Here is a 21,512-nt window from a genome sequence, read left to right as displayed (position 1 = left end):
CCCCGCCGCCTGCTTGTGATTGCCGAAACGCCTAGTTGGTGGCGCCCATGCCCGCGCCCATACCATGACCCATGCCGTGCATCGGCTTGCGCTCCAGGTCGACGGGAATTTCTACAACCATCTCACCCGCCTTCTCGAAGGTCAGCGTGACGGCGACGGTCTTGCCCTGCTCCATCGGCCCGGTCAGCCCCATGAACATCACATGATCGCCCCCACGTTGCAGCATATGTGTGCCGCCTGCGGGCACGGCAAAGCCTTCCTTGACCTCCATCATGCGCATGACGCCTTCGCCCATGTCCTTGTGCGTATGCAACTCTACACGCACCGCAATCTCAGAGCTTGCGGCAATCAGTCGGTCATCCTCGGGTCCGGTGTTCTCGATCACCATAAAGGCGGCACCGGCCTTGGCCGTAGGGCCCGAGCTGCGCGCATAGGGGTCTTTGACCACGATCTCTGCAAAAACAGGCGTGGCAAGGGACAGCGCAACTGCGCCGGCGAAAAGGGTTTTCAGGGTCATTTGGGTATCCTCAAGAGTCTCTGTCAGGTTTCATATCGAACTGTCAGAGAAAGGCCGGAGGTCCCCGCGCTTGTGCGGCCATCGCTACAAGAGACCCGGCCACAAGGGCCGGCGCGTCCCACTGCACCGCCTGCCAGATAACAGCCTGCACTGTCGGCGGCGGCACCGCGCCGGATTCGACAAACAGCGCCAGCGCCGCGTCGGGGCAGATATGTTGCACCTCTACCGGCTGACCATCCGCGCCGATCAACACCGTCGCCACGGTCAGACCGCGGCAAATCACCATCGTGCCGACCGGGGAGGACTGACCACGCGCATGCGCCGCCGACAGGCTGGTCACGGCCATCACGACCGTCATCACCACACCAAGAAGGGATCGCAAACACTGCTTCATCTGGCCGATATATTGCCTTTGTCCGATATGACCAAAGCGACAAAAGGAAACAGCCCCGCGCCGGGTGGCACGAGGCTGCTATCACTGTCCATCGTCAAAGGCTTCAGGCGTCTGCCTGTGCCGATTTGATCTCTTTCTTGACCTTCAGCGCGCGATCCGAAAGCTCGGTATCTTTCGCCTTGGCAAGGAATTTATCCAGACCACCACGGTGATCGACCGAGCGCAGCGCATGCGCCGAGATGCGCAGCTTGACGCCGCGACCCAGCGTTTCGGACTGCAGGGTCACATCGTTCAGGTTGGGCAGGAAACGGCGCCGGGTCCTGTTGTTGGCGTGGCTCACATTGTTGCCCACCATGGGGCCTTTGCCGGTCAGTTCGCAGACACGCGACATCGGTTCGTCCTCATCCACTGGTGGCAAGGCCATTGCCCCGCCGGTTTCATCTATGCAGGAGCGTTTTCACCCTGCCAATATCAAAAGGCGCCGCCCGTTACGTGTATCGGGGGGCGCCCGGAATCTGGTTCGACGGTGCATATGCAGATGCGCCGGGTTCGTCAAGGGCCTGTTACGATTCATCGACCGGCGGTTTATGTCTTGGGACGCCGACCTTTGCACCACCACTGAAAAAGCGCTCTTTGCGACCGGCTCGTCAGTCCATCTGCAGGTAATCGCGCAGCAACTCTTCCGCCGCGACTGAGGGCGTCAACGCGCCGTCCTCGACCTGACGGGCAAGCCCCGCCATCGCCCCTTTGACAGGTTCGCGCGACAACCGCGCCAGCAGCCGCTCACGCACCTCGGCCTCGAACCAGAATCGCGCCTGCGCCGCACGGCGCGCCGCGAAATGCCCGTTCTCACGTCGCCAGTCGGCCAGCGCCTGCATTTCGTCCCATGCCTTCGCCAGCCCGGTATCTTCCAGCGCGGACACGGTCATCGCCTTGGGAAAGCCTTCGGGATCTTGCGGGCGCTTGCGCAACAGCCGCAACGCCCCGGCATAATCCGCACAGGTCCGCATCGCTGTCGTCTTCAGATCGCCGTCCGCCTTGTTGACCAGCAGGATATCCGCCATCTCCATGATGCCCCGCTTCACCCCCTGCAATTCATCCCCGCCCGCAGGCGCCAGCAACAGCAAGAACAGGTCGGACATCTCCGCGACCATGGTTTCGGACTGGCCAACGCCGACCGTCTCGATCAGCACCACGTCGAACCCCGCCGCCTCACACAGGTCGATCGCCTCACGCGTGCGCCGCGCCACGCCGCCCAACTGGGTCTGCGAAGGCGATGGCCGGATAAAGGCGTTGCGATCCCGGCTCAGCCGCTCCATCCGCGTCTTGTCCCCCAGAATCGATCCGCCCGACCGGGCCGAGGATGGATCGACAGCCAGCACCGCGACCTTCAAACCCTGCGCCGTCAGCATCATGCCAAAGGTCTCGATGAAGGTCGACTTGCCAACACCCGGCGTGCCGGACAACCCCACACGCAAGGCTTCGCGCCCGTGATCCTTCAGCCCGTCCAGCAACTCCAGCGCCTGCGCGCGATGATCCGCCCGCCCGCTCTCCACCAGCGTGATCGCCCGGGCCAGCGCCCGCCGCTCTCCCGCAAGGATGCGGGTTTTCAGGTCGTCTATATCCATCCCTGTTTCATCCCGCGCCCCCGCCAAAAAGTCCAGACCGCGCCCGTGCTTCTTCTGTCCGGAAATATCCCGGGGGAATCGACCGCAGGGAGATGTGGGCAGCGCCCCCGCCGACACTGGCCAAGCGCCCATGCCATCGGTTAAAGCCAGACCATGACAGGCCTTCCCATCGAAGACGCCCTGCCGGACCTGATCGCGGCCCTGCGCAAAAGCGGCCGCGCCGTGCTTCAGGCCCCTCCCGGCGCAGGCAAGACAACCCGCGTACCGTTGGCGTTGCTGAATGCGGGTCTGACAGACGGCAAGATCGTGATGCTGGAACCCCGCCGCCTTGCCGCGCGCGCCGCCGCACAACGCCTGGCCGAACAACTGGGCGAATCCCCCGGTGCGACCGTGGGCTACCGCATCAGAGGAGAGTCCAAGACCTCGAAACAAACGCGAGTCGAAGTGGTGACCGAGGGCATCCTGACCCGGATGATCCAATCCGATCCGGAACTTACCGGCATCGGAGCGGTGCTTTTCGACGAATTCCACGAACGCTCTCTGAATGCCGACTTCGGTCTCGCGCTGTGTCTGGAAATCGCCGGGGCATTGCGTGACGATCTGATCCTTGTCGCCATGTCCGCCACGTTGGAGGCCCAACCGGTGGCGGACCTTATGCACGCGCCCGTTGTGACGTCCCAAGGCCGCGCCTATCCGGTCGAAACCCGGTGGCTGGCGCAGCCGCTGCCGAAACGCACCCGGTTCGACTCGGCCATGGCCGACCTCATCCTGCAAGCGCATCAGGAAACACAGGGCGGCATCCTTGCGTTCCTTCCCGGTGAGGGTGAGATTCGCCGCACCGAGGCGTTGCTGAAACCGCACCTGCCCGCCGACACACACCTGCGCCCGCTCTTTGGCGCGATGGACCTCTCTGCCCAACGCGCCGCGATCCGCCCCGAACAGGCGGGCCGAAAACTGGTGCTGGCCACGTCCATCGCCGAAACCTCGCTCACGATCGAGGACATCCGCGTGGTTGTGGACGGCGGCAAGGCGCGCCGGGCGCGTTTTGACCCCGGATCGGGCATGTCGCGCCTGATCACCGAGCGTGTCACCCGCGCCGAGGCCACGCAGCGCGCCGGACGCGCAGGCCGCGTTGCCCCCGGCACGGCTTATCGACTTTGGACAAAAGGTGAGGAAGGGGCGCTAAGGCCCTTTCCTCCGCCGGAAATCGAGGCTGCGGACCTGTCCTCTCTAGCGTTGGAAATCGCCCTCTGGGGCGCGGATCCGGCGCAATTGCCGTTCCTGACACCGCCACCCGAAGGTGCCTATGCCGAAGCACAAGCGTTGCTGCAAATGTTGGGCGCGCTGGACGCAGAAATGCGGATTACCGCGCATGGACGGGATCTGAGCAGGCTTCCGCTTCACCCGCGTCTTGCCCATATGGTGACTCTTTCGGGGCCAAAGGGCGCAAATCTGGCCGCTCTTTTGTCTGATCGCGATCCACTCACAGGAGCGACCTCAGACCTCACCCTCCGGCTCGAAGCGCTCCGCGATCCGCGCGCTTTTTCAGAGCGCCGACGCGAACAAATCAACCGCGCGGCCCTGGAACGCATCAAGACAGAGGCCAGACGCCTCTCCAAAAGCACGAAAAACAGCCAGAAACCTGCTGATATTAATAGACATTACAGCGCCGCTGAAATGGCTGCTCTGGCCTACCCTGACCGCGTCGGACTGCGTCGAAAGGGCGAGGCGGCCCGTTATCAACTGTCCGGGGGCAAGGGCGCGGTCATGGACGATCACGATCCGCTGGCAAGCGAGCGGCTGATTGTCGTTACCGACACCGATGGCAATCCCCGTGAGGCGAAGATCAGGCAAGCCATCGCAATTTCCCTTGCCGAAATCCGCACGCTCTTCGCGGACCAGATCACATGGACCGACCTTTGTGAGTGGTCAAAACGGGATCGCCGGGTCATCGCCCGACAGCAGGAACGCTTTGGCGCGGTCGCATTGGATGACCGCATCTGGAAGGACGCCCCGGACATGGCCCTCGCCCGCGCCATGCTGAACGGAGTCCGCGATCTTGGCCTGACACTCTCCGACGCCGCACGCCGGTTTACGGCACGCGTCGCCTTGGCCCGGGACGCGGGACATGCCCTGCCGGACATGTCCCCGGAGGCCCTGCTGGACACCATCGAAGATTGGCTTTTGCCCTATCTGTCAGGCGTCCGCACGGCAGCAGACTGGAAACGGCTCGACCTGCTGCCCGCACTGCGCGCACGTCTCGACTGGAACCAGATGCAGGCGCTCGACAATAGCGTCCCCGCGCATTTCACCACGCCGCTCGGCCGTCAGATCCCTATCGACTATTCCGGTGACCACCCGGAAATCAGCCTGCGCCTGCAAGAACTCTTTGGCCAAAGGACTCACCCGACGGTGGGCCGCACGCCGTTGAAGGTCACGCTGCTGTCGCCAGCCCAGCGCCCGGTGCAGACCACGATGGACCTGCCCGGTTTCTGGTCCGGGTCCTACGCCGATGTGCGCAAGGACATGCGCGCGCGTTACCCGCGGCACCCGTGGCCCGACGACCCGACACAGGCCGATCCGACGCTCAGAGCCAAGCCGCGAAGCTGATCCGCGGCGTGGCTGGAGGGCGGGCCGCTGACGCGCGCAGGCGCGGCAGTCGGGGCGCGCGGAAGGCCCCGCCGTCAGACGCCAAGGCACCAGCGCATGATAGCCTTTTGCGCGTGCAGGCGGTTCTCTGCCTCGTCCCAGATGACCGAGTTCGGGCCATCCATCACCTCTGATGTCACCTCTTCCTCGCGGTGCGCAGGCAGGCAATGCATGAACAAGGCGTCCGGCTTGGCCGCTTCCATCAATCTGGCGTTCACCTGATAAGGGCGCAGCATATTGTGCCGCCTCTCGCGCGAGCTTTGGGCGTCATGCATCGACACCCATGTGTCGGTGACAATCAGATCCGCCCCTTCGACCGCCTTGATCGCGTCCCGCTCAATGACGATGGACCGGCCCGCGTTCCGTGCCCAGCCGACGGATTCCATCTCCGGGTCCAGCTGAACCGGCCCCGAAAACGTCAGGTCAAAGCCGAACTGGCCAGCGGCATGCAGGAACGACGCGCAGACATTGTTGCCATCGCCGCACCAGACCACCTTTTTGCCCGCGATGGGGCCGCGATGCTCTTCGAAGGTCTGGATATCGGCCATGATCTGGCAAGGGTGGGTCCGGTCGGTCAGCCCGTTGATCACCGGGACGCTGGCGTATTCCGACATCTCCTCCAGCACCGACTCGTCAAAGGTCCGGATCATGATCAGATCGACATAACGCGACAGCACGCGGGCCGTGTCGGCGATGGTCTCGCCATGGCCTAACTGCATCTCGTTGCCCGACAACACCATGCTCTGCCCGCCCAACTGTCGGACACCCACGTCAAACGAAACACGAGTCCGGGTCGACGGCTTTTCAAAGATCAGCGCCACCATGCGCCCGGCCAGCGCCTGATCCTCATCCGGCAGCGCCTTGGGCTGTCCCTGACGAGCGGCTTTCATCGCCTTGGCCGTGTCGATGATGGACCGCAGCGCAGCCTTGTCGGTTTTGTGGATATCGAGAAAATGATTCATAGCGTATTTTTCTTTTGGCTTGGGGGGAGACAGGGTAATGCCCTCCTGGCCTCGCGGCACCTCTCCCGAGGTCTTTCAAACGCAAATGCCGTTTCAGGCGGGGAGCGTTTCCAATGCGGTCGCGGCCGTGTCCAGACGGTCGAACGCCGCCTGAATTTCGCCTTCAGTGATGTTCAGCGGCGGCAGCAGGCGCACGATGTTGTCGGCTGCCGGGACAGTGATGACCTCGGCGGCATAACCCGCCTTGACCACATCCGCAGGCGCCATCTTGCATTTGAGGCCCAGCATCATGCCGCTGCCCCGCACGCCTTCGAAGACCTGCGGATGCGCGGCCACCAGCCCCTCCAGCTTTTGCCGCAGCAATCCGGCGCGGGCGCGCACATCATCCAGGAAGTCGGGGGCCGCGACGATGTCCAGCACCGCCTTGCCCACAGCACAGCCCAGCGGGTTGCCGCCATAGGTGGACCCATGCGTGCCCGGAACCATGCCACAGGCCGCCTCTTCGGTGGCCAGCACCGCACCCAAAGGGAACCCCCCGCCGATGCCCTTGGCGACCATCATGATATCCGGTGTGACGCCCGCCCATTCATGGGCAAACAGACGTCCGGTCCGGCCCACGCCGCATTGCACCTCATCAAGGATCAGCAGCAGGCCTTTTTCGTCACACAGATCGCGCAGCCCTTTCAGGCACTGGTCGGGCAGCGCGCGGATACCGCCCTCCCCCTGCACCGGCTCGATCAAGATCGCGCCGGTGGTGTCGTCAATCGCCGCGTGCAACGCGTCGTGGTCGCCCCAGGGCAGCGTCTTGAACCCGGCCAGCACCGGGCCAAAGCCTTTGACCATTTTCTCGGACCCGGAGGCCGCGATGGCGGCAGAGGACCGACCGTGAAAACAGCCCTCAAAGGTCAGGATGCCGGTCTTTTCCGGGTGGCCCTTTTCGTACCAGTACTTGCGCGCCATCTTGACCGCCAGTTCGCAGGCCTCTGTCCCCGAGTTGGTGAAGAACACCGTATCTGCAAAGGTCGTCTCGACCAGTTTGTCGGCCAGCGCCTGCTGTTGCGGGATCTCATACAGGTTCGACACGTGCCACAGCTTGTTCGCCTGTTCGGTCAGCGCGGCAACCAGCGGCGGGTGCGCATGGCCCAGCACGTTCACGGCAATGCCAGACCCAAGGTCCAGAAAACGTCGCCCGTCCTCCTCGTACAGCCAGCAGCCTTCGCCCTTGACGAAATGCAGGGGCGCGCGGTTGTAGGTCGGCAGAACGGAGGGGATCATATCGCTGTCCTCAGAAGGTGAAGGCCCGATTGGTGGCAAGCGCCTAGGGCCGAGTCAAGATGTATGGGATTTTATGATGCAACAGGCGTGCCCGCGTCGCACGGGGCGCGAGAGGATCAGGAGAGCTTAGTCTCGTCGGATCTGGACCATTGTCATCATGGTTTTGCTCATACAGCAATTCCCCGACCGCGCAAGGCTTTGCATTGCGCGGTTGCCAAAGCGCCGCTAGCGTCAGCCCATGACAGCGCCCCTTATCGACAATCTCCAGTACTGCAACTTCTCGGAAAAGGTCTTTCGCCAGTTGCGCGCCGGTGGCGTGGACGCGATCCATGTGACCATCGCCTATCACGAAAGCTTTCGTGAGACGGTGGCAAACCTTGAACGCTGGAACCGGTGGTTCGAACGGTTTCCTGACCTGATCCTGCGCGGAACAGAGGCACAGCACGTTCGGGAGGCGCAGGAGACCAAACGCACGGCGGTCTTTTTCGGTTTTCAGAACCCCTCCCCCATCGAGGATGACATCGGACTGGTCGAAATCGTGCACCAGTTGGGCGTGCGGTTCATGCAATTGACCTATAACAACCAATCCCTGCTGGCGACCGGCTGTTATGAGGAAGACGACACTGGACTGACCCGCATGGGACGCGCCGTCGTGTCCGAGATGAACCGCGTCGGCCTCGTCATCGACATGAGCCATTCGGCAGAGCGTTCGACGCTGGAGGCGATCGACCATTCGACCCGCCCCATCGCGATCACCCATGCCAACCCCGACTGGTGGCACCCCGCGCTGCGCAACAAATCCGACGAAGTGCTGCGCGCGCTGACCAATTCCGGCGGGATGCTGGGCTTTTCCCTTTATCCGCACCACCTAGCGGGCGGCACCAACTGCACCCTCACCAGCTATTGCGAGATGGTGGCCGAGGCAGCCGACCGCTACGGCGCGGAAAACCTTGGGATGGGCAGCGATCTGTGTCAGGACCAACCTGACAGCGTGGTCGAATGGATGCGCGTCGGGCGCTGGACCAAGGATATCGACTACGGCGAAGGCTCTGCCGCAGCGCCCGGTTTTCCGCCCATGCCCGACTGGTTTCAGGACAATCGTGACTGGGACAACATCCGCGACGGCCTGCGCGAGGTCGGTTTTTCACGGGCCGAGGCCGACGGCATTCTGGGCGGCAACTGGCTGCGGTTCTACGAATCCAGCTTTGGCCCCGCCTAAAGAGGTTCCCCATGAAAGCGATGCTCTTTGAGGCCTTTGGGGCCGAACCCAAGGTCACCACCCTGCCCGATCCCGCGCCCACGCCGGGTGGCGTCGTGATCAAGGTCGCGGCCACCGGGCTGTGCCGCAGCGACTGGCACGGCTGGATGGGACATGACCCGGACATCGCCTTGCCGCATGTTCCCGGTCATGAACTGGCCGGCACCGTCGCGGCGGTGGGCGCGGGCGTCACCCGCTGGCGGCAGGGTGACCGGGTGACCGTGCCCTTTATCTGCGCCTGCGGCCTCTGCCCCGAATGCCACGCGGGCCATCAGCAGGTTTGCGATGCGCAGTTCCAGCCCGGCTTTACCCATTGGGGCAGTTTTGCCGAATTTGTCGCCCTTCCACAGGCCGACCTGAACCTTGTGGCCCTGCCAGAGACGATGGGCTTCGACACCGCCGCCAGCCTTGGCTGCCGCTTTGCCACGTCCTTTCGGGCTGTGGTGGATCAGGGACGTGTCCGGGGTGGTGAGTGGGTCGCCGTGCATGGCTGTGGTGGCGTCGGACTGTCGGCCATCATGATCGCGCGGGCAATGGGCGCGCAGGTCGTCGCGGTGGACATCGCCGGGGACAAACTGGCGCTGGCCCTCCAGATGGGCGCGACCGCGACGGTGAACGCCCGTGACAGTGATGTGGCGCAGGCGGTTCAGGACCTGACAGGCGATGGCGCGCATTTGTCGATCGACGCGCTTGGGCATCCCGAAACCTGCGCGAATTCAATCCTGTCCCTGCGCAAGCGCGGGCGCCACGTGCAGGTCGGCCTGTTGCTTGGCGACCAGAGCCGCCCGCCGCTGCCGATGGACCGCGTCATCGGGTGGGAGTTGGAAATTCTTGGCAGCCATGGAATGCAGGCGCACCGCTACCGCGCGATGCTGGACATGATAGAAAGCGGCGCGCTGAGTCCTGACCGGCTGGTTGGTGACCGCATCAGTCTGGATGAAGCGGTGCCCGCCCTGATGGCGATGGACAGCTTTCAGGCGCGCGGCGCGACGGTGATCACGTCGTTCTGACACCGGTCGCCGGACCGGGCAGAGTGACTGATTACACCTCTCCAAACGCCTCAATCGCGCGCAGAAAGATGCCTGCGCCGATGCCGATCAATGCGTCGGGAAAGTCATAGTCCGGCGCATGCAAGGCAGGGCAGTCCTCACCCGACCCAAGGAAAAGCATCGCAGAGGGCATCACGCTTCCGAACAAGCCAAAGTCCTCTGAGGCGCGCATCGGCAGCGCGGCCTCATAGCGGGGCAGGCCTTGCGCCGCGCGGTCCAGCAGGGCGGTGGCATCGGGATGGTTTACACAATGGCCAAAGGCCTCATGCACCGTGATTTCGGCGTCAAACCCTGCCGCCAATTCCGCCACCAGCGCCCGCGCTTCGGTTTCCAGCGCGGCCATCCTGTCGTCCAGCAAAGTCCGCAGGGTCACGTAGATTTCCGCCTCGCCCGGCGCGACGCCAAAGGTTGGAATACCCAGTCGCGCATGGGTGACAGTGGCAAGGCGAAAGCCCGGGTCCTCTGTCGGCAAGTCGCGGGCCAACCCGCCCAGAGCGGGGATCAATCCGGCCAGCGCAATTCCGGGCGACCGCCCTTTTTCTGGCTCCGAGGCATGGGCCGTCCGCCCTGTCAGCCGCACCTTCAACCCGCGTGAGGCGCAGTTCACCGGCCCTTTACGCAGCGCCACAGCCCCGCGCGGCATACCCGGCAGGTTGTGCAAGGACACCGCCATCTGCGCGCCAAGCTCTGCAAAGCGGGGATCGTCCAGCACTGCCCGCGCGCCTGCCCCGGTTTCTTCCGCTGGCTGGAACAGCAGAATGACGCGCGCGGCGGGCGGTGCGACCGCCAGCGCCTGCGCCACCGCATGCAGGATCGCCATATGTCCGTCATGCCCGCACAGATGTGCCACGCCGTCACGTTGTGAGCGGTGATCCGGTTGCGCCGTCTCATGGATCGGCAGTGCGTCCAGTTCCGCACGGATCAGCAGGCCGCCCTCGCCTGCGCCAAAGACAGCGGCCACACCGGTCCCGCCCAGCCCGGTCACCACCTGAGCGGCCCCCAGCGCCGTCATTTCGTCGGCGATCCGCGCAGAAGTCATGGTTTCCTGCCCCGACAGTTCGGGCAACCGATGAATGTCATGCCGCAAGGCCCGCGACCTGCCCAGCATCCCGCTGTCCAACATATCCACCATGCCCATGCGCCCCTCCGGTCCCCGTGCAAAATTCCTGCAAAGGCACCTTTTCACGCCACAAGACCAAGGCGCAATACCGTGCCTCTTCCCTCATGGCAGATCCGGTGGCACAGTCACTGCATGAAAGACCTTGCGCCCATGCCTCCGCAAACCGAACTGCGGCCACCTTCCCTTGTGATGCGACTGGGGCGCATGGGATGCGCGTTTCCGACCCGGCTAAGTTTTCTGCGTGTGCTGACCCGCCGCCTTGCCCGCGAAGGTGCGCGGCTGATCCGTCCGGTCTGGCGGATCGATGCGCAGGGCTATGGCCATGCGGTCTATACCATCGCGCTGGGGGGGCATGATTATAGCCTCGTCGCTGTCTCGACCCATTTGCCCGACGAGATGCGCACCGACCGCGTGATCGCCACCGCATGGGACACGACCTATGTGCTGTATGACGGGGTCCCGGATGCTGCGGAAATCGACCGCATCTGCGCCAACGCCCCGAAACAAGAGGCCGCGCGGTTCACCGAACGCGATCTCGTGCTGAGCCGGGCCAACAAGTCGGTGCGCCTCTTCGCCCATGTGGTCGACCGCCTGCGCGCGGGCCTGCAACCCGACGCCGATCTGATCAACAGCGTCGGCTACCTGATGCGCACCACCGCAGTCTACGGCAACGGAAAGTTCGGCATCGCCGACCGTGCCCTGATCGAGGGCCGCCCCGGCATCGAAGGCCCCTTCGCCGCCGAAATGCTGACCGTCTGGATGATCCGCAGCTTTACCCACGACCTTGTCGAACACCTTGGCGGTGCCGCGCTGGACCCGCACCTGAAGCGTCACCTCGGGATTGGGAATTCGACCGGGTTGGGGATGGCACCTTTCCTCGTGTCGCACCCTGTCCTGCTCAACAACTGGATCGCAGCCCGCGAAACCGCGCTGGCCCGTGTCCGTGCCTTGCCGGCGTTGACCGCCGCGCAACACGACAGGCTGATCCGTCTCGCTGATCGGGCCGCCGCCCATCTGGCCGAATGGCAGGTGCCCGACCCGCTGCATCAATCCCGGATCGACCTGCTGCGCGCGGAATGGCCAGCGGTGCGTGACGTGCTGGCCGATCTGCCCGGCGACCGGCCGATAGATGCATTGTTCCGCGCCTCGCAGGCCTATTCGCCCGACACTCAGGAACTTTGCGTGGCGCTGGTGCTGGAGCCGTTTGGCGACATCGTTGACGACCTGTCCGACCAGATGGCAGATCCGCTTGGCCCGCCTGTTTCCGTTTTTGGGTCTGTTGCGGCCCTGCGTGAGGCGATTGAGACGCATTTTGGCTGGGCCTTGCGGTTTGACTTCGGCCACCCGACCCAGCAGCAACGGTTCTGGTATGTCTCGGAGGAAAAACTGGAACCCCGGATCGGGGATCGTTTTTCCGAACCGGGGGCCGAGCGGGAAAGCCCTTTGGACATCGCCCGCCGGGTACAGGCGCTGTATCGCGCGCTGGACGGCATCGACGACCTGCGCGCCTTTCGGGCCGCGCTGCCCCAGCATGAATTGGCGCTGACGCGTGTGGCCTGTGTGGTGCGCCACCCCTATTCGGAAATCCGTGACAACCTGATTGCCGACACCTGCCTGCCCATCGATATGCTGCGCTGCAAGCTGGCGTTCTTTGGGGCGACAAAGTTTGATCCAAAATCTGACCGTTGGACGCGGATCGCGCTGGCGCAGGGCGCCCCACTGCCAGAAGACCTTAGGACGGACCGCGCGGACGACTGGTGGCTGGCAGGTCTGACCGCATGAGCTTTTCCGCCAACGAAATTGCGGGCCTCGCGCAAAAGGCCGCGCGCGGGGCGGGGTTCCCACCACGGCAAGCCGAACTTTTTGGCGCGGCCACCGTACATCACCTGTCGGAGGGCGGTTCGCCCGAGGTGCTGGAACGCGCGCTGACCGATGCAACCGACAGCCCGGTGCTGCGCCTGCCGCTGTTGATCGAGGACGTTCAGCGCGCCCTCACCCTCACCGGTCCGGAGGTCACATTGACCTTGCAGCCCGGAGACGAGGCATTGGTTTTGGCCTACGCTGCATTGTTGAATTGCCACATTGAGCGGGCGAAGGTCGATCAGTCCGAAGACGGCCTGCCGCGCCTCACCGTATGCGCCCACATTGACACCCCGTCCCGCCCCCGACTGCCTGCCCGCATCGACGCCCCGGCGGAACTGATCGACCACTTTGGACGGTTGGCGTCCGAAACCTATGTTCCCTCTTCAGGAACGTCCCGCGATGCCGGGGCCGGGGCAGGCAATATCGACAATGACTGACGATGGCAGGCAGCAAGCGCGCACTTGATTAAATATTCATCGCACTGCAATCATCTCGGTGTGGCGCGCTTTTGCGCCGCAATTTAGAAAATGGATTACCAAATGAAAAAACTATTCGCGGCCTTTTTGGCTGTTGTCGTCGCTGGTCCCGCAGTTGCACAGGATTTCTCTGGCACCTACCGACTGCAAACCATGTTCCAAGCCCCGGAAAACAAGTGTTTCGAAGGCAACCGCTATTCCCCGGACTCGACGCTGGGCGGCGCGGCCTTCATGGACACCTGCCAGAATGTCACTGGGCAGATGTGGAAGATTCAGTCGCAGGGCAACGGCTGGTACCGGCTAAAGACAATTTTCCAAGGTGAGGGAAAATGCCTTGAAGGCAACCGCTACGCTCCTGAATCGACGCTGGGTGGCGCGGCCTTCATGGACAACTGCCAGAACGTCTCTGGCCAGCTTTGGAAGATAGAATCGCAAGGCGACGGCTGGTACCGTTTGAAAACCCAGTTTCAGGGTGAAGGGAAATGCCTCGAAGGCAACCGGTACTCCCCCGAGTCGACGCTGGGCGGCGCGGCCTTCATGGACAACTGCCAGAACGTCTCCGGCCAGCTTTGGAAATTCGTCAACGCAGGCAACTGACCGATACAGCGCGCCCTCTTGCCCCTGCACAGGTGCCGTGTTTCTCTCCGGTGAAAATCGGAGAGACCATGCCACACCCCCTTCTGACCCCCGATGACATCGCCACCTTCCAGCGCGACGGCGTGGTGGTGGTGCGCGGCCTGTTTGCCGATCACGTAGAGACACTGCGCGAGGGCGTCGCCCGCAACATGGCCGATCCCGGGCCCTACGCGGCCGAAAACCTGAAAGCGGGCGAAGGCGGGCGCTTTTTCGACGATTACTGCAACTGGCAGCGCATCCCGGAATTTGAGCAGGTCATCCGCACCAGCCCCGCCGCCGAGGTCGCCGCCGACCTCATGCAATCGGACAGCGCACAGCTGTTCCACGATCATGTGCTGGTCAAGGAACCCGGCACGTCGAAACCCACGCCCTGGCATCAGGACGGCCCTTATTACTTTGTCGAAGGTCGCCAGACCGTCAGTTTCTGGAGTCCATTGGACCCGGTGACGGAGGCGACGCTGCGCTGCGTCGCAGGCTCACACCTTTGGGAGAAACCCGTACTGCCGACCCGCTGGCTGTCCGAGGACAACTTTTACCCGGATGACAGCGCCTACATGCCGGTGCCCGATCCGGACGCCGAAGGCATGGAAATCCGCGAATGGACATTGGAACCGGGCGATGCAGTGGCCTTTAACTATGGCATCCTGCACGGCGCGCGCGGCAACAACAGCGACACTCGCCGCCGCGCCTTTTCGCTGCGGATGGTGGGTGATGATGCGCGCTATACAACCCGTCCGGGGCCAACCTCGCCGCCCTTCCCCGGTCACGACATGACCCAAGGCCAGCGCCTGCGCGAAGACTGGTTCCCGGTGCTCTTCCGGCGCTGAGCGTTCAGGCGAACGGGTCCGCAGGATAGCCGACACCCATCAGGCTCAACCCGTCGGGCGGGCAGACCGGCCCGCAGGCGGGCCTTGAACGTGCCTCCAACGCGGACTTCACCCGATCCGGCGGCCAGGCCCCAACGCCAACCCGCTCCAGCGTGCCGACGATGGAGCGGACCTGATTGTGCAGGAAGGACCGCGCGCGGAGCCGGAAATGAATTTCCGGACCACCCAGCCCGTCAACACGCTCTATCGCGATCTCGTCCAGCGTTTTCACCGGCGATTTGGACTGGCACATCACTGATCGAAAGGTGGTAAAGTCATGATGGCCGATCAGATGCGCCGCGCCTTCGCGCATCGCATCGACATCCAGCTGATGGTTCACGCGCCAGACCTGCCCCGCCTCCAGCGTCGCGGGCGCACGCCGCGTCATAAGCCGGAACAGATAGCGCCGCTCGACCGCCGAAAACCGCGCATGCCAGTCGTCGTCGACCCGCGCCGCTTGGCGGATCGCCACCGGCAACGGCTTTAGATGATGGTTCAGCGCCTCGGACAGACGGAACGCGTCCCAGTCCTTGACCATATCGCATTGCGCCACCTGCCCGCGGGCATGAACCCCCGCATCGGTGCGCCCCGCCGCCGCGATGGTGTGGTTGCGCGGTTCCAGCCGCGCCAGCGCCGCCTCTATGGCACCCTGCACCGACGGCTGGTCCGCCTGCCGCTGCCAGCCCGCGAAGGGGCGGCCATCATATTCCACGAGTAATGCATATCTGGGCATGGACCGCCTCCTAGCGCCCCGCCGGACCAAGGGCAATCCCGTGACGGGTCCGCGCGCGTGGCGGGCGGGGATGGGCGGGTGGGACGCCCGCCACGCGCGCGGGCGCAACATCGGCCACATTCCCCGCCCGCCCCTCTGGCCCCCCGACCGACCAATGACTAAGTTGCCAGCGAACCGCAGGACAAGGCCCATCCCTCATGGTCATTGGCACCATCGCCGACACACTCACCCGCAGCGTTGAAAACATCACCGGCACCCTGTCGGAGACGTTCTTTGAGCCGACCCTGCGGTTGGGCGTGACCGGGTTATCGCGGGCCGGCAAGACCGTCTTTATCACCTCGCTCGTCGCCAACCTGATGGACCGCGCCCGGATGCCGCAACTGGTGGCCGAAAGCGAAAACCGCATCCTGTCCGCTTTTTTGCAGCCGCAGCCCGACGACACCCTGCCGCGCTTCGACTACGAGACCCATCTTGCCGCGCTCACGGCCCGCCAACCACATTGGCCCGACAGCACCCGCGCAGTGTCGGAACTGCGCCTGTCGTTGCGGATCCGACCCGCCGGGCTGTTGGCAGGTCTGCAAGGGCCGCGCACCCTGCACCTCGATATTGTCGATTATCCCGGAGAATGGCTGCTGGACCTGTCGCTGCTGGACAAATCCTACGCCGATTGGTCGCGCGACATGCTGGACCGGCTTGCCCTGCGTCCTGACGGGCCGGAAACCCGCACCTTGCTAGAGGGTGAGGACACCAAACAGGACCTCGATGAGACCCGCGCCCGCCTGCTGTCTGACGCCTACACGGCCTCACTGCACACCGCCCGTAACGCTGGGTTTTCCGACTGCTCGCCCGGGCGGTTCCTTCTGCCGGGTGAGCTTGAAGGCTCTCCGGTTCTGACCTTCGCGCCGCTGCCACCCGTTGACAGCGCCCCGCGCCGGTCGCTGTACCGCGAGTTTGAGCGTCGCTTTGACAGCTACAAGTCGCGCGTCGTCAAACCGTTTTTCCGCGACCATTTCAGCCGCATCGACCGGCAAATCGTGCTGGTCGATGCGCTGGGAGCGATCCACGCCGGTCCTCGCGCGATGGAGGATCTGCGCCGCACGCTGGCGGATATCCTCACCGCCTTTCGCCCCGGCACCAACGCCTTTCTGACCAGCCTTTTCATGGGTAAGCGCGTCGAAAAGATCCTGTTCGCTGCAACCAAGGCGGACCACCTGCACCACCTTCAGCACGGCAAACTGACCGCCATCATGGAGGCACTGACCCGCGAGGCGCGGGACCGCGCGCGGTTCGCCGGGGCCAATACGCAGGCCATGTCGCTGGCCGCGCTGCGGGCCACAACCGAACAGGTGATCCAGCATCACGGCAGCGAATTGCCCTGCGTGCGCGGCACGTTGCTTGAGACCGGCAAACAAGCCGCCTTTTACCCCGGGGCCCTGCCCGAAGACCCGTCGCATCTGCTGGGCACCGCCCGTGACGGGGCGGAAAAATGGCTGGATCAGGATTATTCGGTGATGAATTTTGCCCCCGCCCCGCTGGTTCTGAAACCCGGAGAAGGCCCGCCGCACATCCGGCTGGACCGCGCGGCGCAGTTCCTGATCGGCGACCGGTTGTGAGCGGGGCTGAGATTGCCCTGCGCCCCGCGCAACCCGGCGATGCCGGCAAGCTTGGCGCAATGATCACCGAGGCTGTCGACGCCCGCGCGTGGAAACCACGCCTGCATTCGGCGGCACAGGATATTTCACACGCCGGCACGCTGATTGATCGCGGCTGGGTCACGGTGGCCGAACTGGCAGAGAACGTGGCGGCCTTTATCGCGCGCGACGGTTTTGAGGTCGATGCGCTGTTTGTGGCATCGTGGGCGCAGGGACAGGGCCTTGGCGCAGCCCTGTTGAAAGACGCCAAGACACAAGCCGACGCACTGGAACTGTGGACCTTTCAGCAGAACACTGGCGCGCAGCGGTTCTACCTGCGGCACGGGTTCAAGGAAATTGCCCGCACCGACGGCGACAAGAACGAAGAAGGCCTACCCGACATCCGTTATCGCTGGCACCGCCCCCTTCAGGAGCAAAAGACATGAGCCGACCGCCCAAGGGCCCGATCCTGATCAACCTCGACGATGAGGGTGCAGAAGCCCCCAGTCCCTCTGCGGCCCCCCCGGTTCCCGAGCCGCATCTGCCCCCACCAGAAGGGGCCGCGATGACCACCGTTGCCGCGCTGGCGACGCGGCAACCTTCGGTTTTGGCGCGCTGGTTCTGGCGGCTGCTGATGGCTCTTGTCGGTACGCTGGTCTCGATCGCCGCGTGGAAATTCGCGACCGACCTCATCGCTTCGTCGCCAATTCTAGGTTGGGCCGTGACCGGCCTGTTTGGGGCCTTTGCACTGGTTTGCCTGATGATCGTCATCAAGGAGATCGCCGCCTTTTCCCGCCTGTCACGGATCGACAGCCTGCACCATGCCGCCGAAACCGTTCTGGCCGCAGAGGATCTGGAGGCGGCGCGCAAGCTGACCGACGATCTGGTGTCCCTGTACAAGGGACGTGAGGACACGCGTTGGGGCCGGGACAAGCTGGCCGCACAGCGCGATGAGATCTTTGACGCCAAGGGCCTGCTGGACCATGCCGAAACGGCGCTGCTGGCCCCGTTGGATACCGCCGCGCGACGCGAGGTCGAGGCCGCCGCGCGGCAGGTCGCGACGGTGACAGCGCTGGTGCCGCTGGCGCTGGCCGACGTAGCGGCGGCGCTGACCGCCAACCTGCGGATGATCCGGCGCATCGCCGAGGTTTATGGTGGACGGTCCGGCACGCTGGGCAGTTGGCGGCTGACGCGGGCGGTGATGTCGCATCTGGTGGCCACCGGGGCGGTCGCCATCGGGGATGACATGCTGGAGCCGATCCTTGGCGGCGGCCTGCTGGGCAAGCTGTCGCGCCGCTTTGGCGAGGGTATGGTCAACGGCGCGCTGACCGCCCGGGTTGGTGTGGCCGCGATGGAGGTTTGCAGGCCACTGCCCTTTGGCAAAGGCAAACGCCCCTCGGTCCGCTCCATCATCCGGTCCAGCCTGTCGGGACTGGTGATGCAGGACAAGGGCTAAGAATAGCGTCCCATCGAAACAAGGGTGATGACGGCAGGGGCAAGAGGTCCCGGGACAGGCCCGGGACGCGGCTGCATCTTTGGTGACGACAACAGGATACCGCAGGGCACGCGACGGGTCCGGCATTCCGGACCTGTGCAGCCGAACGGGCAGACCTTAAACTGCGCTTTCGAACAACCGGGAGCTTGCGGGTTTTATGGAAGCCATTTTTGTCCTCTTGGGCCTTGTGGTCCTTGCCTTGCCCGTGGCCGTGATCGTTTTGATCATCGCGCATGTTCGCCTTCGCCGTCAGGTAGCGGCGCTGAGCCGAAGTGTCGCGGACCTGTACGAAGCGGCGCCCCCCTCGACCACGCAATCGCAGCCCAAGTCGCCCGCGCGCCCTGCCAATACAGCGTCCGCGCCGGTGTCAGAGAAACCTTTCGCGCCCCCGCCGAAACCCGCAGCACAAACCGCGCATGTAACGCCCAAGGCATCGCCCGTGTCCCCGCCGACAGCATCGCGTCGCACCGGGCCATCGGCGCTTAAGACCCTTGGGGTCTGGATGCGGGACAACTGGTTTTACGTCATTGCAGCCGTTTCTCTGGCGCTGGCGGGGATTTTCCTCGTGCAATACGGGATCGAGACCGGCCTGTTGACGCCAACAATGCGGGTGATCGCCGCTCTGGCCTTTGGCGCGGCGCTGATCGCGGCAGGAGAGGCCATCCGCCGCCGTTTTGGCGACGACGCGGCCAGCGCCACGGCCTACCTGCCCTCTGTCCTGTCCGGGGCGGGCCTTGTGTCGTTGATGGGCGGCGTGCTGGCGGCGCGTCTGCTGTATGACCTTGTGGCCCCCGGCCCGGCGCTTGGGGCGTTGTTCGCCATTGCTTTGTTCGGCCTTTTGCTGGGCTGGCGTCATGGCCCGCTGCTTGCGGCCGTCGGATTGATCGGAGGCATGGCGGCGCCGTTTCTGGTGGGCGGACAAAGCGAAAACCCTGAATGGCTGTTGCTCTATTTCGGCCTGCTGACCGCCTTGGGCCTTGGCATCGACACGCTGCGCCGCTGGGCTTGGGTTAGCGCCCTGTCGGTCACGCTGGGCTTTGCCACTGGCCTGTTGTTGCAGCTGTCCGCTCCGGGGGACGAGGCGCTGATGGCCTCTTTTGCGGGCTATGTCGTTGTCCTTGTCCTGTTGGCGCTGCTGATCCCGTCGCGCGCACTGGCCCCGGATCATTCCGGCCTTGGCATCGTGGAAACCGTGGCCGCCACCGCCGAAACATTGCGCAAACCGATCTTTCCGGTGATCCTCTCTGGCGCGCTGCTTGTGGCCTGCTGTGCCGCGCTGGGTTACGCGGCGCTGTACAGCGCCACGACCTGGCAATTGTCGGTCGGGTTGGCAACGGGTCTGGCGATCCTTCTGATCCTGTGGTCACGAGGCGCGCCCGCCTTGCAGGATCAGGCGGCATTGCCTGCGCTGACCTTGCTGGCGCTGATTGCCCTGCCAGAGCTGAATGCCGCTGGACGGGCCGCGCTGGACGCCCGATTGGCGGCCCAAGAAGGTTTGACCGAACAACACCTGCCGTTTGACCTAAGCCTGCTGCTGCTCGCCGCTACGCTGGTCGGGCTGGCAAGCGCTTGGCGCAGTCTTAAACCGGGCCGCTACCCCGCGGTCTGGGCCGCCGCCGCGGCGTTGATCGCACCGCTGGCCGGTCTGGCGCTGGATTTCGTCTGGGACGCACGCGCCCTTTTGGGGGCATGGCCCTGGGCGCTGCACGCGCTGGCACTGGCCGCGCTGATGGTGGCGCAGGCGGCGCGATTTGCCCGCGTGGATGGCGCGGTCAGGCTGCGCGCCGCGCTGTTCACCGTCTCGGCGCTGGCCTGTCTTGCCTTTGCGCTGACCGTCCTGCTGACAGAGGCCGCATTGACGCTGGCGCTGGCGGCCGTCGTGGTCAGTGCCGCAGCGTTGGACCGCCGGTTTGACCTACCGCAAATGACCGGATTCATCGCGGCGGGCATTCTGGCGCTGGGGTACAGGCTGGTCTTCGACCCCGGCCTAGACTGGGCCACTGACGCCCCGGTGCTGGAGATGCTGGCGGCCTACGGCGGCACACTCGCGGCCCTGCTGGCGGCGCTCTGGCTGTGTACCCTGCGCCCGCGCCCGCGCGCCCGCGTCTTTCTGGAAAGCGCAGCATGGTCGGTGGCGGGCATGACCGTCAGCCTTGTGCTGTACCACGTGATCGAGGCCCATATTGGCCATGGCCAGAAAGACGTGCATTGGTTCCTTGGCCTCTACGGCACGATCTGGATCGGCATCGCTCTGGCACAACTGGAACGGCTGATGCTGGGTGGCCCGATGCGCTGGCTGCGGGCGGCGCTGGCGGTGGTCTTTGGACTGGTGGCACTGGGCAACATTCTGACGGCGGTGAGCCTTGGCAACCCGCTGTTCGAGGAACAGGTGGTGCATGGCGTGATCGGGCTGAACACCCTGATCCCGGCTTACCTGTTGCCCGCCCTCGCGCTGATCCTAGGGGCTTGGCGTTTGGGCCATCTGCCGCGCTGGCTGCGCATCGGGATCGGCCTGCCGGGTGGGGCGCTGGCGCTGCTCTGGCTTGGTCTGACAATCCGCCATGCATGGCAAGGCGGGCTGGACATGCACACGATCAACGGCATCAGCGATGGCGAGCTCTACAGCTATACGGTCGCTCTGCTGCTGGCCGGAGCGGGGCTGTTCTATCAGGCGCTTGCGCGGCGGTCCGACGCCCTGCGCCGCGCCGGTGTCGCGGTCATCGCACTGGCCGTGGCCAAGGTGTTCCTGATCGACATCTCGGGGCTGGCCGGGCTGGTGCGGGTGTTTTCCTTCCTGCTGCTGGGCCTGTCGCTGGCCGGGTTGGCGTGGTTCAACCGCTGGGTGCAGACCCGCGCCACACCGGACCCGGAGCCATAGGGTTGCGAGTCGGTCGCGCTTGACCCGCGTCCGGACTCGCGCGACACGGCGCGCGATATTCCCGGAGGACCATGCGGATGCA

Annotated in this window: 19 protein-coding genes; 11 read left to right on the top strand and 8 right to left on the bottom strand. The window is 64.6% G+C overall.

The features are described 5' to 3' along the window. Positions 1–31 precede the first annotated feature (31 nt). The 4 genes from VOI21_RS18990 to meaB form a co-directional block, all read right to left on the bottom strand. Positions 32–517, bottom strand: coding sequence for a copper chaperone PCu(A)C (locus VOI21_RS18990; RefSeq protein ID WP_323771533.1), 486 nt, complete (start codon positions 515–517; stop codon positions 32–34). 43 nt (positions 518–560) lie between these two features. Then, positions 561–899 (bottom strand): hypothetical protein, encoded by a 339-nt coding sequence (locus VOI21_RS18985; RefSeq protein ID WP_323771532.1) that lies wholly within the window; start codon positions 897–899, stop codon positions 561–563. A 115-nt stretch (positions 900–1,014) separates the two neighbouring features. Continuing rightward, positions 1,015–1,302 carry a 50S ribosomal protein L28 gene (rpmB, locus tag VOI21_RS18980; protein ID WP_323771531.1) on the bottom strand — a complete coding sequence of 96 codons (288 nt, stop codon included), beginning with the start codon at positions 1,300–1,302 and terminating at the stop codon, positions 1,015–1,017. A 256-nt stretch (positions 1,303–1,558) separates the two neighbouring features. Then, complete coding sequence (gene meaB / locus VOI21_RS18975) at positions 1,559–2,539, bottom strand: methylmalonyl Co-A mutase-associated GTPase MeaB (protein ID WP_323771530.1); 981 nt, start codon at positions 2,537–2,539, stop codon at positions 1,559–1,561. 153 nt (positions 2,540–2,692) lie between these two features. Between meaB and hrpB the strand changes: the two genes are divergently transcribed. Beyond that, on the top strand, positions 2,693–5,149 hold the full coding sequence (gene hrpB, locus VOI21_RS18970; RefSeq protein WP_323771529.1) for an ATP-dependent helicase HrpB: 2,457 nt from the start codon (positions 2,693–2,695) through the stop codon (positions 5,147–5,149). A 74-nt stretch (positions 5,150–5,223) separates the two neighbouring features. On the opposite strand, the gene argF is transcribed toward hrpB, so the two are convergent. Continuing rightward, entirely contained in the window at positions 5,224–6,150 is a 927-nt protein-coding gene (gene argF / locus VOI21_RS18965; protein ID WP_323771528.1) for an ornithine carbamoyltransferase, read from the bottom strand. A gap of 93 nt (positions 6,151–6,243) precedes the next feature. After that, on the bottom strand, positions 6,244–7,425 hold the full coding sequence (locus VOI21_RS18960; RefSeq protein WP_323771527.1) for an aspartate aminotransferase family protein: 1,182 nt from the start codon (positions 7,423–7,425) through the stop codon (positions 6,244–6,246). A 238-nt stretch (positions 7,426–7,663) separates the two neighbouring features. Here VOI21_RS18960 and VOI21_RS18955 point away from each other — a divergent pair, with 238 nt between their 5' ends. Continuing rightward, positions 7,664–8,644, top strand: a complete 981-nt coding sequence (locus tag VOI21_RS18955; RefSeq protein ID WP_323771526.1) for a membrane dipeptidase — start codon at positions 7,664–7,666, stop codon at positions 8,642–8,644. Positions 8,645–8,655: 11 nt separating this feature from the next. Next, positions 8,656–9,693, top strand: a complete 1,038-nt coding sequence (locus VOI21_RS18950) for a zinc-dependent alcohol dehydrogenase family protein (RefSeq protein WP_323771525.1) — start codon at positions 8,656–8,658, stop codon at positions 9,691–9,693. 31 nt (positions 9,694–9,724) lie between these two features. Here VOI21_RS18950 and VOI21_RS18945 read toward each other — a convergent pair whose 3' ends face one another. Then, positions 9,725–10,870, bottom strand: a complete 1,146-nt coding sequence (locus VOI21_RS18945; protein WP_323771524.1) for an amidohydrolase — start codon at positions 10,868–10,870, stop codon at positions 9,725–9,727. Positions 10,871–11,002: 132 nt separating this feature from the next. Here VOI21_RS18945 and VOI21_RS18940 point away from each other — a divergent pair, with 132 nt between their 5' ends. The 4 genes from VOI21_RS18940 (at position 11,003) to VOI21_RS18925 (ending at position 14,654) form a co-directional block, all read left to right on the top strand. Next, positions 11,003–12,634 carry a hypothetical protein gene (locus VOI21_RS18940; RefSeq protein ID WP_323771523.1) on the top strand — a complete coding sequence of 544 codons (1,632 nt, stop codon included), beginning with the start codon at positions 11,003–11,005 and terminating at the stop codon, positions 12,632–12,634. Then, the gene (locus tag VOI21_RS18935; RefSeq protein WP_323771522.1) at positions 12,631–13,152 is read left to right on the top strand and encodes a hypothetical protein; all 522 of its coding nucleotides are present in this window, start codon (positions 12,631–12,633) and stop codon (positions 13,150–13,152) included. The genes VOI21_RS18940 and VOI21_RS18935 overlap by 4 nt, the downstream gene beginning before the upstream one ends. Positions 13,153–13,254: 102 nt before the next feature. Next, a complete protein-coding gene (locus VOI21_RS18930) occupies positions 13,255–13,788 on the top strand; it encodes an RICIN domain-containing protein (protein ID WP_323771521.1) in 534 nt (177 codons plus the stop codon). Between the two features lie 68 nt (positions 13,789–13,856). Further along, positions 13,857–14,654 (top strand): phytanoyl-CoA dioxygenase family protein, encoded by a 798-nt coding sequence (locus tag VOI21_RS18925; protein ID WP_323771520.1) that lies wholly within the window; start codon positions 13,857–13,859, stop codon positions 14,652–14,654. Between the two features lie 4 nt (positions 14,655–14,658). Here the strand turns inward: VOI21_RS18925 and truA are convergent, their stop codons facing one another. Further along, a complete protein-coding gene (gene truA, locus VOI21_RS18920) occupies positions 14,659–15,426 on the bottom strand; it encodes a tRNA pseudouridine(38-40) synthase TruA (RefSeq protein WP_323771519.1) in 768 nt (255 codons plus the stop codon). A gap of 197 nt (positions 15,427–15,623) precedes the next feature. Here truA and VOI21_RS18915 point away from each other — a divergent pair, with 197 nt between their 5' ends. From VOI21_RS18915 to VOI21_RS18900, 4 genes are all read left to right on the top strand, one after another. Next, entirely contained in the window at positions 15,624–17,039 is a 1,416-nt protein-coding gene (locus tag VOI21_RS18915) for a YcjX family protein (protein WP_323771518.1), read from the top strand. Continuing rightward, entirely contained in the window at positions 17,036–17,503 is a 468-nt protein-coding gene (locus VOI21_RS18910; RefSeq protein WP_323771517.1) for a GNAT family N-acetyltransferase, read from the top strand. Before VOI21_RS18915 ends, VOI21_RS18910 begins: the two co-directional genes overlap by 4 nt. Further along, positions 17,500–18,513, top strand: coding sequence for a TIGR01620 family protein (locus VOI21_RS18905; RefSeq protein ID WP_323771516.1), 1,014 nt, complete (start codon positions 17,500–17,502; stop codon positions 18,511–18,513). The genes VOI21_RS18910 and VOI21_RS18905 overlap by 4 nt, the downstream gene beginning before the upstream one ends. A gap of 196 nt (positions 18,514–18,709) precedes the next feature. After that, positions 18,710–21,430 (top strand): DUF2339 domain-containing protein, encoded by a 2,721-nt coding sequence (locus VOI21_RS18900; protein ID WP_323771515.1) that lies wholly within the window; start codon positions 18,710–18,712, stop codon positions 21,428–21,430. Positions 21,431–21,512: the final 82 nt, after the last annotated feature.

The sequence above is a fragment of the Antarctobacter sp. genome (assembly GCF_034670325.1).
Taxonomy (GTDB): domain Bacteria; phylum Pseudomonadota; class Alphaproteobacteria; order Rhodobacterales; family Rhodobacteraceae; genus Antarctobacter.
Note: the sequence above shows the minus strand (reverse complement) of the source record. Positions and strands in the feature narration are given on the sequence as shown.

Excerpts from the sequence above, each read along its gene's own strand:
- VOI21_RS18935 (WP_323771522.1), top strand. The coding sequence starts at position 12,631 with ATGAGCTTTTCCGCCAACGAAATTGCGGGCCTCGCGCAAAAGGCCGCG.
- truA (WP_323771519.1), bottom strand. The coding sequence starts at position 15,426 with ATGCCCAGATATGCATTACTCGTGGAATATGATGGCCGCCCCTTCGCG.
- VOI21_RS18905 (WP_323771516.1), top strand. The coding sequence starts at position 17,500 with ATGAGCCGACCGCCCAAGGGCCCGATCCTGATCAACCTCGACGATGAG.
- VOI21_RS18940 (WP_323771523.1), top strand. The coding sequence starts at position 11,003 with ATGCCTCCGCAAACCGAACTGCGGCCACCTTCCCTTGTGATGCGACTG.
- VOI21_RS18960 (WP_323771527.1), bottom strand. The coding sequence starts at position 7,425 with ATGATCCCCTCCGTTCTGCCGACCTACAACCGCGCGCCCCTGCATTTC.
- VOI21_RS18925 (WP_323771520.1), top strand. The coding sequence starts at position 13,857 with ATGCCACACCCCCTTCTGACCCCCGATGACATCGCCACCTTCCAGCGC.
- rpmB (WP_323771531.1), bottom strand. The coding sequence starts at position 1,302 with ATGTCGCGTGTCTGCGAACTGACCGGCAAAGGCCCCATGGTGGGCAAC.
- VOI21_RS18930 (WP_323771521.1), top strand. The coding sequence starts at position 13,255 with ATGAAAAAACTATTCGCGGCCTTTTTGGCTGTTGTCGTCGCTGGTCCC.
- VOI21_RS18900 (WP_323771515.1), top strand. The coding sequence starts at position 18,710 with ATGGAAGCCATTTTTGTCCTCTTGGGCCTTGTGGTCCTTGCCTTGCCC.
- argF (WP_323771528.1), bottom strand. The coding sequence starts at position 6,150 with ATGAATCATTTTCTCGATATCCACAAAACCGACAAGGCTGCGCTGCGG.
- VOI21_RS18955 (WP_323771526.1), top strand. The coding sequence starts at position 7,664 with ATGACAGCGCCCCTTATCGACAATCTCCAGTACTGCAACTTCTCGGAA.
- VOI21_RS18915 (WP_323771518.1), top strand. The coding sequence starts at position 15,624 with ATGGTCATTGGCACCATCGCCGACACACTCACCCGCAGCGTTGAAAAC.
- VOI21_RS18990 (WP_323771533.1), bottom strand. The coding sequence starts at position 517 with ATGACCCTGAAAACCCTTTTCGCCGGCGCAGTTGCGCTGTCCCTTGCC.
- VOI21_RS18945 (WP_323771524.1), bottom strand. The coding sequence starts at position 10,870 with ATGGGCATGGTGGATATGTTGGACAGCGGGATGCTGGGCAGGTCGCGG.
- hrpB (WP_323771529.1), top strand. The coding sequence starts at position 2,693 with ATGACAGGCCTTCCCATCGAAGACGCCCTGCCGGACCTGATCGCGGCC.
- meaB (WP_323771530.1), bottom strand. The coding sequence starts at position 2,539 with ATGGATATAGACGACCTGAAAACCCGCATCCTTGCGGGAGAGCGGCGG.
- VOI21_RS18950 (WP_323771525.1), top strand. The coding sequence starts at position 8,656 with ATGAAAGCGATGCTCTTTGAGGCCTTTGGGGCCGAACCCAAGGTCACC.